Source organism: Pontibacter sp. H249 (assembly GCF_037892465.1).
Taxonomy (GTDB): domain Bacteria; phylum Bacteroidota; class Bacteroidia; order Cytophagales; family Hymenobacteraceae; genus Pontibacter.
Genome location: NZ_JBBKTR010000011.1, coordinates 53,533 through 71,072, shown reverse-complemented (window position 1 = coordinate 71,072; position 17,540 = coordinate 53,533). Strand labels below are relative to the sequence as shown.

Below are 17,540 nucleotides of genomic sequence, written 5' to 3'. Positions count from 1 at the left end.
GTGATCACAGAGGTGGGACTGCATCAACAGGAAAAGTATAAACAAAAAAATACCCTCTCCTTATTATTGGGAGAGGGTATCTTCTAAAAGAAAATGTATGGAAAATTAATATCCAAACAGTTCTTTCAGTGTCAGTTGCTTTACTTTGCCATACTTCTCAAGCTCCTTAAAGTTTAACTTGTCTTTAGCGCCAATCACAAGTATAGCCTGTGGCTGCGCTTTCACAAATTTCTGCTGGAACTCCTTCAGCTGGTCAAAAGTCATGGAGTTGGCGGTTTGGTATACATCCTGACGGATGTCGTAATTCAGGCCTAACTTCTTGGCTCGCTCATAATCAAACAGTATTCCTGATTTGGTGATACGCTCTGTAGAGATACTGTTGCGTAAAGCAGCCTGTGCGTTCTGGAAGTTTGCATCAGCCAGCGGCATCTCTGTTAATAAAGCTTGCATGCCAGCCATCGCTTCAGATAATTTATCAGCCTGAGCACCTATGTACGATACCAGGTAGTTGGCACGGTCTTTCTTGGCGGCGGGGCTGTAGAAAGAATACGTAGAGTAGGCAAGGGCTTTAGACTCACGCAGATCCTGGAACACAATGCCACCCATGTACTCGTTGTACAAGCGCACTACAGGTATGATGTCTTTGCTATAAGGCACAGACTTGCTCACGAACATCATCTCGGCTTGTACCATGTTGTAGTCTGCCCAGTATACAGTTGGCTGCGTAAAGTCTATCTCTTTGTATGCTTTCTCGGCTGGCACCGGCTTAAGTGTGGCAGGTACATTATGACCCGTATTTAAGGCTGCTACTAAATTACCCGTTTCACGTGGACCGTAGTATAGCACACGATGCTCATACGTAGGGATGCTCTTGATAATATTTACCAGCTCCTGCGGTTTCACAGCTTTCAGCTCTTTCTCGCTTAGCACAGTGTTGAACGGGTTCTTAGGGCCATACTTGGCGTAGTTCATCATGGCCTGCTGCAGAATCACGCCTTTGTTCTTTTTAGCATCCTCGCGGGCCTTCAGCATACCCGAAACCATATCGTTAAGTGCCTTCTGGTCTGGCTTGGCGTTGGCTAACACACTTTCGAACAGGTTCAGGCCTTTTTCGAAATTCTCGTCTAAGCCAGTTAAACTTACATATACCTGGTCTCCGGAAGAGAATACATCAAAAGAAGTACCTAGTTGGTAAAACTCTTTCTGTAGTTGCTCGGCAGTATACTTGTCGGTGCCCAGGTATCTCAGGTAATTTACCGCCATGCCCAGTTTAGGGTCGTTGTTGGTGCCCATGTCCAGTATGTAGTATAGCTGGAACAGGCCGTTGTCCTTATTCTTAGTATAAAGTAGCGGAATGCTCTGCTTCAGCTTAGTTTCGGTGATGTCTTTTTGGTAATCGATGAACACAGGCTGTAGCGGCTGTACCTCTTTCGCCATAAACTCTTTGTAGTACTGAGACTGCACATCACGATTTACAGCTACAGGTGTAATAGCAGGTTTCTCTACTTTTTGTGCATTAGGGTCTTTGCCTGTCTTTTTGTATACCAGCACGTAGTTGTTTGTGAAATACTTATTGGCTACATCAACCACATCCTGTTTGGTTATACTTGCAAACTCTGCAGGGCGGCTCACAAATTTCTGCCAAGGCATTTGGTAGATGAAAGATGTTACAAAAGCATCTGCACGGTTGCTGTTCTCCTCATACGCCTTCATGGTGTTGATCTTGTCGTTGTTCACCACTGCTTGTATCAAAGACTCATCGAAGTTCCCTTTTTTGATCATATCTAACTGCTGCAGCAACAAGTCGCGCACCTGGTCCAGTGTCTGGCCCTGGCGTGGCATGCCTGTCATCCGGAACGTGCCGTAATCTTTCATTGGGGTGTCATAGGCGTATGCCTGCAGCACTTTCTGCTGTTGGTTCAGGTTCAGGTCAATTAGGCCGGCCTGACCATTGTAAAGCAGGTTACTGATCATCTGAATTGCTAAGGCATCTTTGGTGTTAATGCCAGGTGTACGATAGGCGATAGACACGTTTTCAGCATCTGGACCCAATACCTCCTTTACAATCGGCTGCTGAATTGGCTGCTCTTGCGCCACATTAAAGGCTGGCTCTGGCTGCTTCTCCATTTTGCCCCAATACTTATCTATCAGGCGGATGGTCTGTTCAAAATCAATGTCGCCACTCATGGCAATAGCCATGTTGTTCGGGATGTAGTACTTGTTATAGTACTTTTTAATTTCGGTGATAGAAGGATTTTTCAGGTGCTCGATGGTACCAATGGTAGACTGCGTGCCATACTGGTGTGTCGGGAAAAGCGCTGTGTTTATTACCTCGGCAACTTTACGGCCGTCGCTGTCCAGGGTGCGGTTTTTCTCTTCGTATACCGCCTCCAGCTCCGTATGGAAAATACGTGGCACCATGTCGCCGAAGCGGTCAGCTTCCAGTTCTATCCAACGCTCCAGCTGGTTGCTCGGGATGTCGTTGGTGTAAACTGTCTGGTCTACCCAAGTATAAGCGTTTGTGCCCTTTGCACCGATGGCGCTCAGAATCTTGTCATACTCGTTGGCAACGGCATACGTAGCGGCTACACCAGAAACAGAGTCGATCTGTGCATAAATCTTTTTGCGTGCAGCTTCGTCTTTGGTAGCTCTATACTTTTCGTAAAGGGTTTCGATCTTATCCAGCTCGACTTTCTCTTTTTCCCAGTTTTGGGTGCCTAGTTCCGTAGTGCCTTTAAACACCATGTGTTCCAGGTAGTGGGCCAGGCCAGTGGCATCGGCAGGGTCGTTTTTAGAGCCGGCACGCACTGCTATAAAAGTCTGGATACGCGGCGCCTCCTCATAGTCTGATAAGTATACTTTAAGGCCATTGTCTAAAGTATAAATGCGGGCATTCAACGGATCATTAGGAACCGTTTCATAGGTATACTCTTTCTCGGTTGTAGCCGCAGGTGCAGTGGTTTGGTTTGTTGATTGTGTCTGGTAAGCTTCGTTTTTACATTGGGTAAACGTAAAAGCAGACGCAACCAAAAACAGAGATAATCCCTTCTTGATTGTCATAGTTAAGTTGTTAGTGATGGTGTGACTATACGAAGATAAAGTATTACTGATTTAAAAATCAGTATCTAAGCCAAATCGTTGCTTTAAATCTACAATAACCGGAAATTTCTCGGCCAGATAGTTAAACTTGTCCTGTGAAGTATAAAGCTTCCGTCCCTCATCCTGTACCTCAACCACCTCTGCTCTTAGTTTTATACTTCGGTTGCCGGTCTGTGCCTTTAGCTCTCGAAGTATATCAGGGCGAATGGCCGTGAACTGGTCCATCATCACGTGGTTTTCTAGGTGAAGTATAACTTCATTCTCCGGCCCAATGTGGTACTGGCGATTCAGGAGCGTAAACTCCATCATATTCTCAGCCTTTTTACGGCGAAGTATAGCATGCCATACTGTCTTCAGCTTGGCTTCGTCTATGGGTACAGTAGCACCATAGTTCGAGTCATCCTCTTCTACGGCTACAGCAACATCTGCCACGGCAGCCTGGGCATTGCTCAAATCTTTTAAACTAGGCAGTTTGCTCAGTTTTTTAGGCGGCGGCAGCTGTACTTTAGAACGTGGCTGCTCCGGCGCGGCCTGTGCCTTTGGTGGACTAAGATGCGCATCAGGTGTTACGTCCTGGTGTTTTGGTGGCTGCTGCAAGCCCTCGGACGGTATTTGGTTTGGCGTATGCGGTTGCTGCATTCGCTCCGATGGTACACTGCCCGGTGTAGACTGCTGCATCTGCTGCGATGGTACCGTGCCCGAAGTATGGGCAGGCTGCATAGTAGCAGAAGGTATGGCACCTGTATTTCCGGTAGAGGCTGGTGCCTGGTCCGCTACCTTAGCTTTTTTTACGTCTGTCCCGTTTTGTGCAAAGCTCAGGGCCGCATTTAGGTGCGCCAGCTTCATCAGGCATAGCTCCACGTGCAGGCGCTGGTTTTTACTGCTCTTATAGTTGGTATCGCAGGTGCTTACCAGGTTCAGGCCCGATAGCAAAAACGATACAGTAGACTTAGCAGACTGCTCTGCATACTTTGCTTTAATGTTATCTGATACCTCCAGCAACTGTATCGTCTGTGGGTCTTTGCACACCAGTAAGCTACGGAAGTGCTCTGCAATACCAATCAGGAAATTATGTGCATCAAACCCGTTTTTCAGGATCTCGTCGAACAGCAACAGCGAGCCCGGCAGGTTTTGCTCCAGCAGGTGGTCTGTTAATCGGAAGTAGTAATCATAATCGAGTATATGCAGGTTTTCTACGGTAGCCTTGTACGTTACATTGCTGCCCGAAAACGTCACCATCTGGTCGAAGATGGAAAGTGCATCGCGCAGGGCACCATCGGCTTTCTGCGAGATCAGGTGCAGTGCATCTTGCTCGGCCTGTATACTTTCTTTTGTGGCAATACTACCCAGGTGGCGCACCATATCCTCAATCCGGATTCGGTTAAAATCGAAAATCTGGCAACGCGAAAGTATGGTAGGGATAATTTTGTGGCGCTCTGTGGTGGCAAGTATGAAAATAGCGTACGATGGCGGCTCTTCCAGCGTCTTCAGAAAAGCGTTGAAAGCCTGGTTCGAGAGCATGTGCACCTCATCTATGATGTAGATTTTATACTTTCCGGTTTGTGGTGCATAACGCACCTGCTCCACCAGGTTTCGAATGTCTTCTACAGAGTTGTTAGAGGCAGCATCGAGTTCGTGAATATTGAATGAGCTGTTGCTGTTAAAGCTTCGGCACGATTCGCACTCATTACAGGCCTCTGTCTCCGGTGTGATGTTTTGGCAGTTAATGGTTTTTGCCAAAATACGGGCACAAGTAGTTTTGCCTACACCGCGTGGTCCGCAGAAAAGGAATGCCTGCGCCAAATGCTTGCTGCTGATGGCGTTTTTAAGGGTATTGGTTATATGGTGTTGCCCCACCACGCTATCAAACGTGCTCGGGCGGTACTTACGCGCTGATACTACGAAATTTTCCATTACTACAAAGATAATCAATCTGAAGATCAGTTGGGAGTGCTTTTATCCAGTAGTTTTCCAGAGAGTTATCCACTTTTGATTGTTATTATAACACCACATGTATGTAAATGGTTTGCTCTGCTACCTTAACAAACAGAGGCTATTAAATAAGCTTTAAAGTGACTTTTTATTGGATGTTATGGCGTAAGGTGGGCAGGTAAATCAAAAAGTGTCTGCTTTGGCTTTAGGGGCTGCTCGCACGCTATGGTAGAAACCGAAATGTAAAGCCAGTTAAGAGGCCTATTCAGAAATACTTTAAAGAATGTTGTTGTCCTACTTTAGAGCTCTAATTCTATAAGTATAAAATTGGATTAAATTTATAGGTTTTTATTTCTATATGTCTCCTTTAAAGTATAGCGCCATAACCGTGCAGGGACTATTATTAGAGTTTTAGCTCGACGCTACTTATAAGCTAATTATCTGAATATTAAAACATATAGATGTTTGTTTGGTGATTGTAAGATAGGAGTTTAATAATTGATAATCAATATAAAAGAACAGGGTATTTCTATAAACATATTATAAGTATAGTCGTAATTAATTGAATTATTTCTATTGTCTAACTTTAATCAAATTCATTATGGGCAAACAATTACGCATGTACATCCAGCTGGCTGTTATAGTAGCTTTGCTGTTTGGAACCACTCTTGCCTATGCGCAAGGAAACAGACCTCAGGGTAAAAAACAGATTCCACAGGTAGCTAAAGACCATATCAACAAGAATAAGCAGAAGCTTAAGGTAAAAGATAAGGATATAGCAGACCTGGAGTTAAGCAGTGAGTCTGAAAGCAAGAAAAGTGGTGTAAAGCACTACTACATCAAGCAGCAGTACAATGGTATTGAGATTCATGGTGCTATAACAAACATGAGTGTCTCTAAAAGTGGAGAGGTTGTGAATGTTGGTAATCGTTTCCATGAAGATATTGAAAAAAAAGTAAACAGTACTCAACCTGTGCTAGATGCAGAAGGGGCAGTGGCGGCAGCGGCACAGCATCTGGGTGTTTCTATTTCGGAGCCATTAACTGTGCTGGAGAAGACGAATAATAAAAACAGGGAGGTGGTGCTCTCGAAAGGTGGAATTTCGTTGGAAACCATACCTGCAAAGCTTGTTTACCAGCCAATGGGGGAGGGAAATTTAAGACTTGCCTGGGAAGTGTCTATTTATGAGCTGGATGCGCAAAACTGGTGGAATATTAGAGTAGATGCCAGGACCGGTGAGTTTCTAGAAAAAGACAACATGGTAGTGCACTGTGTGTTTGAAAACAATGGCCCCGGCGGCAAGTACCTGCACGATACACATAGCCACACTGCCTCAATGGCTCTTGAAGAAGAACTAGACATGACACCTTACGCGCCTATGGCTGGCCCTGTAAATAATGGCAAAGCCCCAAGCCTGTACGAAGTATACCCCATGCCAGTAGAGAGCCCAAGCCATGGCAAACGCAAACCCATGAACGCAGCCGCAGTGGCAGACAGAACTGCCTCACCAGCTGGCTGGCATACAGCAGGTAATAGCAGTTATACCATTACCAGAGGTAATAACGTGTACGCTTACGAAGACCCTAACAATACAGGTTTTATAGCCAGTAACAATGATAACGGCGCAGATGTAGTGTACGGCTACAGCCCGAATGGCGGAACGCAACGGGTGTTTAAATATCCTTTAGATTTCTCAAATCAGCCGGAGGCTTACAGAGACGCTGCGATTACCAACCTTTTTTACTGGAACAATATTATACATGATGTCTGGTACAACTATGGTTTTGATGAGGAAAGCGGAAACTTCCAGTCTAATAACTTTGGCAGACCCGGCATAGGCAACGACTATGTAATGGCTGAGGCACAGGATGGCAGAAACATTTCTACTGTTCGTAACAACGCCAATTTTGCAACTCCTGTAGATGGCAGACGCCCAAGAATGCAGATGTACCTCTGGAGCGGCATCCCGGATCAGGATTTGTTCAGAGTAACCTCTCCATCCTCTATTGCCGGCAGCTATCAGGCAGTGCAGGCAACCTTTGGCCCAAGACTAAACTCAACTCCAGTTACAGGCAAATTAGTGTTAGCCGATGAGCTCTATGCTTGTGGTGCTATACCTAATGCGGCTGCAATAGCAGGTAACATAGCTGTAGTGTACAGAGGAAACTGCGAGTTCGGTGTTAAAGTGCTTAACGCTCAGAATGCAGGTGCCATAGCTGTTGTAGTAATCAATAGTGCACCAGGCACACCGACCGCTATGGGCGCTGGCGCTACTAATCCAAATCTTATCACGATCTCTTCTGTGATGACAACGGATGTGGCTGGTGCCAGTATTAGAGCTGCACTGGATGCAGGCCAGGAAGTAACTGTTGCTTTAAAAGATGATGGTTCCGGACCTGAAATTGACGGAGATTTTGACAATGGTATTATTGTGCACGAATACGGTCATGGTATCTCGAACAGGTTAACAGGCGGACCAAATACTACATCTTGCCTTCCAACACAGGTTTTAGCTGGCGGCCAAGTACTCACAACAGAGCAAATGGGTGAGGGCTGGAGCGATTGGTTTGCCCTGATGATGACGATGAAAAAAGGCGATACGCCTGAGAAAATCAGAGGAATGGGTACATACGCATCCGGTGAGGCAATAGACGGAAATGGCATCAGGCCAGCTCCCTACTCAACTAGCCTAAGTATAAATAACTACACCTATGGTGCTACAAACAACCCTTCGCTCTCTGCACCTCATGGTATTGGCTTTGTTTGGTCTACCATACTTTGGGAAATGACCTGGAACCTGATTGATAAGTATGGCTTTGATGAAGATCTGTACAATGGAAACGGTGGCAATAACATAGCCATGCAATTGGTTATTGATGGTTTAAAGCTGCAGCCATGTTATCCTGGTTTTGTTGATGGCCGCAATGCCATACTTTTAGCAGATGAGCTTAACAACGGCGGAGCCAACAAGGAGCTTATCTGGAGAGCGTTTGCTAAGAGAGGTGTTGGATATAGTGCCAGCCAAGGCCTAAGCTACTACAGATACGATCAATTTGAAGCCTTTGACATGCCTCCGGCAATGGCTGTTATTAACAGTTCTTCAGAAAATCCTGCACTTGCGGTATCAGAAGTAAGCAAAACCGACGACATGGTGTTAAGCTACCCGAACCCATTCTCTGAGAATGCTACGATCAGCTTTAAAGCAAAAGAGTCTGGCTATACAGTTCTTAAAGTATATGACGTAACAGGCCGCGAGGTAGAAACCCTTTTTGAAGGAGCTGCTGAAAAAGGTACTGCCTATAACTATAACTTTAAGGCAACTGGCAGAGAAAGTGGTGTGTATATTTACAGGCTAGTAAACGGTAATTCTACACGCTCCGGCACAATGCTTTTAATTAAGTAAGTATAGGTTTTAAGTTACCACTAAGAAGCCTGGCTGCTGTGAATTCACAGCAGCCAGGCTTCTTTTATATTATAATAAGATGTAGCTGAACGGATGGTGGATATTAAAATTGCACAGAATTGCAGCAGTTGTACTTGTTGGTTTTAGGATTAATGTGGTTTTGCTGCTTATAAATATATGACTAAATGTTACTTTAAACTAAATTTTAGGAGTTTATTGAAAAGTGTAATTGTATCATTCCTTGTTTAGGTTTGTAGTATAAAAAGTTGCTGGCAAAATATTAATAGGATTAAAGAGTATTAAGGATTAGGAGAGGAAGTTACCTGTCTCTGTTTTTATTCCTGTACACGGGTTATTAGTGAAAGTATATTTAGGTACTGAAATCAAAAGATACTTCACAAAAAAAGATGTTATGAAAAGACACCTTGGCCCCCTGCTAAAGCTTATGCTGTTACTTGCTTTCCTTTCCAGGCTTGAGTTTGTTTTCGGGCAGGCAAATTATGAACTTACGCAAAAGGCAAGCGCAACAGGTACAGTAGGAGCAGCGGTGCAGCCAAAGCTGAGTGATAACTTAAAGTTGAGCGGTGACTCAGGAGCAGGGCGTGCAGCTAAAACCTTTGACACACAACATCACTTTGTTTCCGCAGAACAGGATACCTGGAATTGGCAGCCGAATAATGCCTTAAACCAATCATCTTCTATGAGCAACTCAACAGGTGCCGAGAGGCTGCAACTTAAAGCATCTCCGAAGGTATTTAGCTCTAAAACAGATCTTAGCTTTATGCTGAAACAGAATGGAAAGTATAAATTGGAGATCTTAAACATGCAGGGTACAGTAGTTACTGTGCTCGCTGAAGGCAACGGACTGGCAGGTGAAATGCAGGTTTACCAGTTTAAGAAAGGCAAATTTGCGGCAGGCGGATACATTGCCCGGCTTATCACAGATAACGAAATAACATCTACCCGCTTTATGTTAGAATAGGTAGCCTCTCCAGATTAGAAAAATTAATCTCATCAGTGCCTATACTTTACACATTACAATTGGGCAGAAGTAAGGCATTACAGGCTCCAGATTTGTGAACTCTGTTTGTTTGCTCTTTCAAATCCTATAATCCTGGCAGCCTAATTCTTTGCAAGCGCATTCTATTACATTGTATAAAGTGTGGCAACCACTACTGTAAGACCACTTAGAAACAGCAGGAAAGTATAAGCAAATGCCAGCAGTAAGCATTTAGTAATAGTACGCCAGCGCGTGCTCCTGTAGATGTTCCGCATAGACCGGTAAATGTACCAGAGCATTACGAGAATGCCCAAAAACTGAATCCAGCCGGAAACGAAAGGCAAAAGCCACTTTAGTATGATAAGTATAGAACCGAACAAAAAGAGAAACGAATGCACGTGTATCGAGTAGATCAGGTGCTCTGTATAAAACTTCTTCGACCTGATACTTACCAACTTCAGGATAAGGGCAAACAACGGCAGCAGGATAAACATGATTTTCGGCAAGTGACTTATGAGTTTGTTCTTGAAAAGTTCAAACTGCAATTCGTCATTCTTTACCTTCCTGAATTTTTCGTTGAATGAGTGGAGTGGTATGTTAAATTCACCAAAAGATGCCTTCTCCTTTGTCGCTGCTTCCTTTATTAAATTTCGGTTGCTGGCGGTGTCGTTCACTACCTGTGCATTAGTAAGAGCTGGCTTAATATAATTACCTATGTCTTTAGCTGCCTTTCCTGCAACTGCTTCTGCATTTTGAGCTTTTGCCTGCGGTGATGTAGTTTTTTCAGCAGTATTCTCTTTTAGTATGCCCTTCTCGTTGATGTTGGTGTTGGCCGTAAAAAGAAAAAAGAACAGGATGCTGATGAAGATATACATGCTGATCGGGTTGAGATGCGAGGCCCGTTTGCCAGCAAAATACTCCTTCGTTAGCAAGCCCGGTTTGGTTAAAAGCGGAACCATACTTTTGAAAAACTTCGACTCCAGGTGGAAGTAGTGGCCGACGCTGTGTAGTACCAGGTGTATAAAATTTTCATGCAGATCGAGGTTCTCCTGGCCGCAGCTTGGGCAGAACTTATCTGGTATGATAGCCTCGCAATTCAGGCAATTGTTTTCGGAGCGGTAATGTTTTTTCATAGTTATTTTGGCGGAATGAGCGCAAAAATAACTATTCCTTCAAATTATTGCTCCTTTAGTAGGTATAATATTAGATGACATCTATATTTTGAGCTGCACGCTGGTCAGAGCCATAGGTTTCAACTAGGAATTAAACACCAGCTTAAACGTACTGCCCACGCCTCCTTCGCTCTCTACCTGTATAGTTCCCCTGTGCAGGAGCATGATATGCTTTGATAGGCTGAGCCCAATGCCCGAGCCCTCTTTGTATGAAGTAAAGAAAGGGATAAAGATATTTTCAAGCAGTTCTTCCGGTATGCCGGTGCCGTTATCGTGTACTTCGATGGTTGTTTTCCCGTCCTGCTGCCTCGCTACAAGTATGATCTGTGGGTTTTCCTGTTCTTGTACAGCACGCTGGGCATTTGTGATAAGATTGATCAGCACCTGTTCCAGCAGGTTCACGTCGCCGGTAATGGTCAGGTCCGGGGCAGACACTTTGCAGGTATAGGCTATACCTTCTTCCTCCAGGCGCGGCCGCATCAGGGCATCTATACTTTTAAATAGCTCCTGCACGTAAATAGTAGTCAGGTTAAGCTGTTGCGATTTGTTCAGGTTACGGTAAAGCTGTGTGAAGCGTAACAAACCTTCGCTGCGCTTTTTAATAATGCCAATGCCTTCTTCGGTGTCTTCCAGTAGTTCTACATCTACAGGTGCATCAGGTTCAGAAGTATAACGTTCACGTTCCAAATGCAGGTGTTTGCCAAGCGAGTCAGCCAGCGAAGCGATAGGAGCCACCGAGTTCATGATCTCGTGCGTCATGACGCGGAGCAACTTTTGCCAGGCCTCCGTCTCAGTGGCATCTACAGTGGCGCTCACGTTTTTTAGGGCAACAAGCAACAGGCCGCGGTGCTGCATGGTAAAGGCTGTAGCAGAAATAAGCACCTGCGACTGCCCTGTGGGTAACTTCAGCTTTACAAGTATACTTTCACTGGATTTTATACTTTGCAGCGAGTCGTGCAGGGCAGGATAACGCCTATCAAGGTTGTCTATATTTTTCAGATAAGGCAGACCTAGCATTTGTTTGAAAGCATCGTTTACCCACTCTACTTCGCCGGTTTCCTGATCCACCGCCATAATGCCGGTATCCACTAACTGTAAGATGGTTTGCATATACTGGAACTGCGCTTCGCGCTCAATGTGCAGCTGCTTAAATGTGTTGTTGATCAGGTTAAAGGCTTTGTGCAACTGTTGTAGCGAGGTGTTGGATTGTTCGTTAAACCGCTGTGAAAAGTCGCGTTGTTTTACGGCCTCCAGGAACCTGGCCAGTTCGTTGTTGCTGCGGGTGACGTAACGTGCTATTTCCCATACCTGCGCCATCATAATTAATACACCTGATGTAACCTGTAGCCAGGTATACTGTGTCAGGTATTGCACCGTGACGAACATCATGGCTAACAAAAGTATAAACCGGACTAACAGCCCAAGCTCCAATCGTTTAGATATCATACTTGTTCAGGCGGCGGTAAAGTGCAGTACGGGTAAGGCCTAGTTCTTTGGCAGCTTTGGAGATGTTGCCTTTGTTTTTATCAATCACGCGGCGTATGGTTTCGCGTTCTAACTCGTGCAGCGGCATGCTTGTGTCTGCGGCAAAGGCAGGAGAGGGAGCAGCAGGTGCCATCTCCATAGCAGAGAAACTGAAGTCCTGAGGCTGCAATACGTTACTCTCGGCAAGTATAATGGCACGCTCTACAGCATGTTGCAGCTCGCGCACATTGCCTGGCCAGCTATGCTGTTTTAATTTGTGCAAGGTGGCAGGAGCAAATTCGGGTTCAGGTTTGTGGTTTTTAGTAGCATAGATTCCAGCAAAATGCCTTGCCAGCAGCTCCGCATCGTTGTCCCGGGCACGCAATGGCGGCAGCGTTATTTCTACAGTATTGATGCGATAGATCAGATCTTTCCGAAACAGGTTTTTGGCTGCCAAATCATAAATAGGTTCGTTGGTAGCAGATATCAACCTGATATCGACAGGCACAGGCGTGTTAGAGCCGAGTGGCGTTACCTGCCTGTTTTGCAGCACTGTGAGCAGCTTGGCCTGCATGGCAGGAGATATGTTACCGATCTCATCCAGAAACAAAGTTCCTCCATTGGCTGCTTCAAACCTGCCTTTGCGGTCTTCTTTTGCATCCGTAAAAGCACCTTTTTTAAAACCGAATAACTCGCTCTCAAACAACGATTCTGTTAGGGCGGCTACATCAACACTTACAAATGGCTTACTGGCTCTAAAAGATTTCTCGTGCAGGGCGCGCGCTACCAGTTCTTTGCCTGTCCCGTTCTCGCCAAGTATAAGCACGTTGGCCTCAGTGGGGGCAATTTTTTCTATCTTGTAGAGTATGTCCTGTATCGCTTCTGATTCGCCGAGTATAGTTGTGTAGCCTGCGCTAGCAGTAGATTTATCAGTCTTCTTTTGCCCCTTGGCCTTTAGAGCGTTGTGCAGTGTTTCCAGTAGTTTGTCGTTGTGCCAGGGCTTCACTATAAAATCAAAAGCACCTTGTTTCAGAGACTTTACCGCCAACTCCACATCGCCATAGGCTGTGATAAGTATAACCGTGGCGTCTTTATCTTTGTCTAATATCTGCCGCAGCCAGAAAAGCCCTTCGTTGCCGGTGTTTAGCGCGCTTTTGAAGTTCATGTCCAGGAAAATGACATCAAATTTTTCCTTCGAAAGTATACTTAGCAGGTTGTCAGGATTCTTCTCGGTAACAACTTCTTTTACCTCTGTTTTCAGCAGCATTTTCATGGCGAAGAGCACGTCCGTCTCATCGTCTACTACTAAAACGCTACCTATTTTTCCTGTGGCCATTATGCAAGAATTTCTGATTCAGATACCGAATTTAAGCATTTTATCCGGAGTTTTATACTTGTGTGTTCTGCCAGGTTGTACTTTCATATCGCGATGCCTACCTTAAAATCAGCTTAGTGCAATTTGTCTTATTTTTGACTTCAAAAAGTTGTAACGCTACCGTACAGGTGTCCTCTTAAAATGTGTATCGGAAGCGTACAGTCTTAAATGCGGGTTGTTGCTTAAATGGCTTAAAATCAGCTTTTTTAAAAACTGGCACTTTAATTTCTTAGCTGTACGGCAGAGAGCAGGGCTATACTTGCTACTGTTCAAAACAAAGATCTTTTACCTGAGCCGATAAAATTCTAAAGCTATGTTAAAGAACTACCTCAAAATGGCTTACCGTAACCTGATGCGGCACAAGCTTTTCTCGCTGATTAATATTCTTGGCTTGGCCTTAGGCATGACCTGTAGCATACTTATTCTGCTGTGGGTGCAGGATGAACTGAGTTACGACCGGTTTCATGAGAATATAGATGAACTGCACATTGTATACAGAACTGAAATTTACCCGGGCGCCGATAACCTGACCATAGCTGCACAGACGGGTCCGTTGGCTTCTGCCCTTGAGGAGCAGTTGCCTGAGGTAGAGCAAGCTGTTCGCGTGAGTTTCACGGAAGAGGAGTTGTTTAGTTACGGAGACAAAAGTATAAAAGTGACGGGGCAGTACGTTGATCCAGAGTTTTTTAAAGTTTTTACATTTCCGCTGGCTTACGGAGATGCGGCACAGGTACTCCAGAATCCAAAATCAATTGTTATAAGCGATAGCATTGCGTTAAAAATCTTTGGAGCTACGGATGTGCTGGGGAAAGTGATAAAGCTAAATAACAGTGAGAGTTATAAGGTAACTGGCATCATGCAGAAAGTACCTAAAAACTCATCGCTCCAGTTTGACTTTGTGATGCCCTTTGAAAGATATGAACTTAAAAACCAGTGGTTAAAAAATTGGGGTAGCAATGGTATTTTAACTTTTGTGCAGGCTAAAGCAGGAGCTGATGTGAATGCTCTTAATGGAAAGATAAAGCACTTTCTATATAAACAAAGCGAGAGTACAGATGAGCTTTTCCTGCATGCCTATAGCAATCAGCGCCTTTACTCCGATTTCAGAAAAGGCAAGACTGAAAGTGGCCTGATTATTTATGTGCGCCTGTTCTCGGTTGTAGCTGTATTTATCCTGCTTATCGCCTGTATCAACTTTATGAATTTGGCCACGGCCCGCTCAGTAAAACGCGCAAAGGAAGTCGGGGTTCGTAAAGTCATCGGTGCTGACAAATCTATGCTGGTTGGGCAGTTTATGCTGGAGTCAGTTTTAATAGCTCTTCTGGCACTTTTCGTGGCGATGAACTTAACGGGCTTGTTGCTTCCCGCTTTTAACAATCTAACAGAAAAAGCGGTGCAGTTCGATTTATCAGATCCGACGCTGGTTGTTATGCTGCTGGGAGTGGCGCTATTTACAGGAATTGTTTCAGGTAGCTATCCGGCTTTCTTTCTGTCATCCTTTGATCCGGCGGTAGTGCTAAAAGGTGCTGTAAAGCTAAATTACAAAGCTGCCTATCTGCGCAAAGGGTTAGTAGTGTTTCAGTTTATACTTTCAGGGCTGCTTATTGTGAGCACCTTAGCAGTATACCTGCAATTACACTATCTCAGAAACAAAGATATTGGGTTACAGCGTGAGCAGGTGGTTTATGTGCCAATAGAGGGAGCCCTGGCAGAGCGGTATGAAACTGTAAAACAGGAGTTGTCTTCTATGCCGGGTATCGCTTCTGTGTCAGCGGCTAACCAGAGTCCGCTGCGTATCGGAAACAACACGAGTGATGTAAACTGGGATGGCAAAGAGCCCGGAGAAGAAGTGTCTATAGATGTGATGAACGTAGAGTTCGGGTTGCTCCAGACATTAGGAATCAAGATAAAAGAAGGCCGTGATTTTTCCAGAAGCTTTGCTACTGATACAGCACACTACCTTGTAAACGAAGAGGCTGTAAGAGTAATGCAGCTTCAGGAATCTATAGGGGCATGGATAGAAATGTGGGGCTCAAGAGGAAACATTGTTGGTGTAGTGAAGGATTTCCAGTCCAGGAACATGTGTGGAGGTATCAGGCCGCTTATTATCCGCCTGGATCCTGAAAACGTGAACCGATTGTTTGTGAAAACAGAGCAAGGCAAGACGAAAGAAGCCTTAGCCTCTATGGAAGCTGTTTTGCAGAAGCACAATCCCGCTTTCCCGTTCGATTATCATTTTCTGGACGATGACTTTGAACAGATGTATAAGAGTGAAGCCGTTATTGCAGAACTTACCAACTATTTCGCCGGCATTGCTATCTTCATTTCCTGCCTGGGGCTGTTCGGATTGGCTTTGTTTACAGCGGAGCAGCGCAAAAAGGAAATCGGTATCCGGAAAGTATTAGGTGCATCGGTGGCTGGCATTGTGGTTATGCTTAGCAAAGACTTTTTAAAGTTAGTGCTTCTGGCTAATGTAATTGCACTGCCACTAGGTTGGTACCTCATGAATAGGTGGTTAGATGACTATGCCTACCGAACAGAACTGAGCTGGTGGATTTTTGCCCTGGCGCTTGCAGCAACCATAATCATCTCAATAATTACGCTAAGCTTCCATGCTATTAAAACGGCAGTCTCTAATCCAGTTACTTCTCTTAGAACCGAATAATTAAAAGTATAAAATAAGACTATGAAAAAGCTTCTTCCCCTTTTCCTGATCCTGGTAGCACTTGCAACGAAGGCACAGGTGCCAAACACACTTAGCCCTGCCGATAAAGTATATGGCTTGTCTAAATTCTGGCAGGAGGTAAACTACAATTTTGTGTACCTGGATAAAGTGGACCGCACCAAATGGGAAAACGATTATCGTGATGCAATCACGAAAGTGCAGAATACTAAAAACGACTACGAATATTACCGCGAGTTACAGAAGCTTTGTGCTACGCTAAATGATGGACATACGAACATCTACTTTCCCAAAAGTATAGACTCACTGGTTTATAAAAGTTTGTTTGGTAAGTATAAGATTTTTCTGAGCAACATTGATAACAAAGCTATTATCACCAGAACCAACCTGAGCGCAAAAGATGAGTTGCCGATAGGGAGCGAGATTATCGAAGTAAACGGACAGCCAACTTCTGAATATCTGAAACAACATGTACTGCCCTACATTGCATCGTCTACGGATTACGTGCTGATGGACTGGGCCATTGAGAACATGCTGAGAGGCCTGGTAGGAGAGAAGTATGACATCAAGTATAGAACACCAAAAGGTAAGGTAAAGAGCCTGACGCTGACCCATGCTAAAACCGCAGAGCAGGAAGTATACCCGGCACTAGAGAAGCGTGAACTGCTGGACCTGAAGTGGTACCCGAACGGAACAGCTTACCTGGCGCTGAATGCCTTTCATGATCCTAAGATAAATGAGATGTTTATGCAGAAATTGCCGGAGTTGCGCAAAGCCAAAGCAATCATAGTTGACCTGCGTTACAATGGTGGCGGCTCTACAACTATAGGGCGTGAAATACTAAATTACCTGAGCCCTGATACGCTGCTGTATGGTTCTAAAAACTCTACCCGCCAGCACCTAGCCAGCTTTAAAGCCTGGGGTGTATTTACAGAGCCAAAAGATACGGTTGGGAGTGAGTTTGCAGCCAGATCGCTGAATGCTTACCAGGACAGGCTGATGTATGAGTTCGATTATAACCCAGCCCAAAATAAGGTAAAGCCGAGTGAGAAGGTAATTGTACCAACCGCTATACTTATCGGTCATAAAACAGCCTCTGCCGCCGAAGATTTCCTAATCTACGCTGACAACCAGAAGCACATGATTAAGATAGGCGAGAATACGAATGGCAGCACCGGCCAACCTTTCATGTTCGACCTCCCTGGCGGTGGCGGTGCCCGCATCTGCACCAAAAAAGATACTTACCCCGATGGCCGTGAGTTTGTAGGCTACGGTGTGAAGCCCGACATAGAAGTGAAAATGACGCTGCAGGACTATATCCAGAAAAAAGACCCTGTGCTGGAACGTGCTCTAAAGCATTTGAAAGGACAAAAACTAGCTGCTAAATAAGACCTGAAATTCAGAATAAAACT

The 17,540-nt window shown here is 44.9% G+C and carries 9 protein-coding genes; 4 read left to right on the top strand and 5 right to left on the bottom strand.

The annotated features are described in order from the left end of the window. Nucleotides 1–105 precede the first annotated feature (105 nt). Together WG943_RS14075 and WG943_RS14070 are read right to left on the bottom strand one after the other, a co-directional pair. Nucleotides 106–3,060, bottom strand: coding sequence for a M16 family metallopeptidase (locus tag WG943_RS14075; protein ID WP_340409956.1), 2,955 nt, complete (start codon nt 3,058–3,060; stop codon nt 106–108). A 51-nt stretch (nt 3,061–3,111) separates the two neighbouring features. Continuing rightward, complete coding sequence (locus WG943_RS14070; protein ID WP_340409954.1) at nt 3,112–5,013, bottom strand: DNA polymerase III subunit gamma/tau; 1,902 nt, start codon at nt 5,011–5,013, stop codon at nt 3,112–3,114. 619 nt (nt 5,014–5,632) lie between these two features. On the opposite strand from WG943_RS14070, the gene WG943_RS14065 reads away from it, so the two are divergent. Together WG943_RS14065 and WG943_RS14060 are read left to right on the top strand one after the other, a co-directional pair. Beyond that, nucleotides 5,633–8,434: a T9SS-dependent M36 family metallopeptidase gene (locus WG943_RS14065; RefSeq protein WP_340409952.1), complete on the top strand. Its 2,802-nt coding sequence runs from the start codon at nt 5,633–5,635 to the stop codon at nt 8,432–8,434. 412 nt (nt 8,435–8,846) lie between these two features. Next, a complete protein-coding gene (locus tag WG943_RS14060; RefSeq protein WP_340409950.1) occupies nt 8,847–9,416 on the top strand; it encodes a hypothetical protein in 570 nt (189 codons plus the stop codon). 164 nt (nt 9,417–9,580) lie between these two features. Here the strand turns inward: WG943_RS14060 and WG943_RS14055 are convergent, their stop codons facing one another. The 3 genes from WG943_RS14055 to WG943_RS14045 form a co-directional block, all read right to left on the bottom strand. Beyond that, nucleotides 9,581–10,567, bottom strand: coding sequence for a DUF3667 domain-containing protein (locus tag WG943_RS14055; protein WP_340409948.1), 987 nt, complete (start codon nt 10,565–10,567; stop codon nt 9,581–9,583). A 123-nt stretch (nt 10,568–10,690) separates the two neighbouring features. After that, nucleotides 10,691–12,052 carry a sensor histidine kinase gene (locus WG943_RS14050; RefSeq protein WP_340409946.1) on the bottom strand — a complete coding sequence of 454 codons (1,362 nt, stop codon included), beginning with the start codon at nt 12,050–12,052 and terminating at the stop codon, nt 10,691–10,693. Beyond that, on the bottom strand, nt 12,042–13,406 hold the full coding sequence (locus tag WG943_RS14045) for a sigma-54-dependent transcriptional regulator (protein WP_340409944.1): 1,365 nt from the start codon (nt 13,404–13,406) through the stop codon (nt 12,042–12,044). Before WG943_RS14045 ends, WG943_RS14050 begins: the two co-directional genes overlap by 11 nt. A gap of 352 nt (nt 13,407–13,758) precedes the next feature. Between WG943_RS14045 and WG943_RS14040 the strand changes: the two genes are divergently transcribed. Then, nucleotides 13,759–16,110 (top strand): ABC transporter permease, encoded by a 2,352-nt coding sequence (locus tag WG943_RS14040; RefSeq protein WP_340409942.1) that lies wholly within the window; start codon nt 13,759–13,761, stop codon nt 16,108–16,110. A 21-nt stretch (nt 16,111–16,131) separates the two neighbouring features. Further along, on the top strand, nt 16,132–17,517 hold the full coding sequence (locus tag WG943_RS14035) for a S41 family peptidase (RefSeq protein WP_340409939.1): 1,386 nt from the start codon (nt 16,132–16,134) through the stop codon (nt 17,515–17,517). The last annotated feature ends 23 nt before the right edge of the window (nt 17,518–17,540 follow it).

Coding starts and splice junctions, on each gene's coding strand:
- WG943_RS14050 (WP_340409946.1), bottom strand. CDS start 12,052: ATGATATCTAAACGATTGGAGCTTGGGCTGTTAGTCCGGTTTATACTT.
- WG943_RS14070 (WP_340409954.1), bottom strand. CDS start 5,013: ATGGAAAATTTCGTAGTATCAGCGCGTAAGTACCGCCCGAGCACGTTT.
- WG943_RS14040 (WP_340409942.1), top strand. CDS start 13,759: ATGTTAAAGAACTACCTCAAAATGGCTTACCGTAACCTGATGCGGCAC.
- WG943_RS14055 (WP_340409948.1), bottom strand. CDS start 10,567: ATGAAAAAACATTACCGCTCCGAAAACAATTGCCTGAATTGCGAGGCT.
- WG943_RS14060 (WP_340409950.1), top strand. CDS start 8,847: ATGAAAAGACACCTTGGCCCCCTGCTAAAGCTTATGCTGTTACTTGCT.
- WG943_RS14045 (WP_340409944.1), bottom strand. CDS start 13,406: ATGGCCACAGGAAAAATAGGTAGCGTTTTAGTAGTAGACGATGAGACG.
- WG943_RS14035 (WP_340409939.1), top strand. CDS start 16,132: ATGAAAAAGCTTCTTCCCCTTTTCCTGATCCTGGTAGCACTTGCAACG.
- WG943_RS14075 (WP_340409956.1), bottom strand. CDS start 3,060: ATGACAATCAAGAAGGGATTATCTCTGTTTTTGGTTGCGTCTGCTTTT.
- WG943_RS14065 (WP_340409952.1), top strand. CDS start 5,633: ATGGGCAAACAATTACGCATGTACATCCAGCTGGCTGTTATAGTAGCT.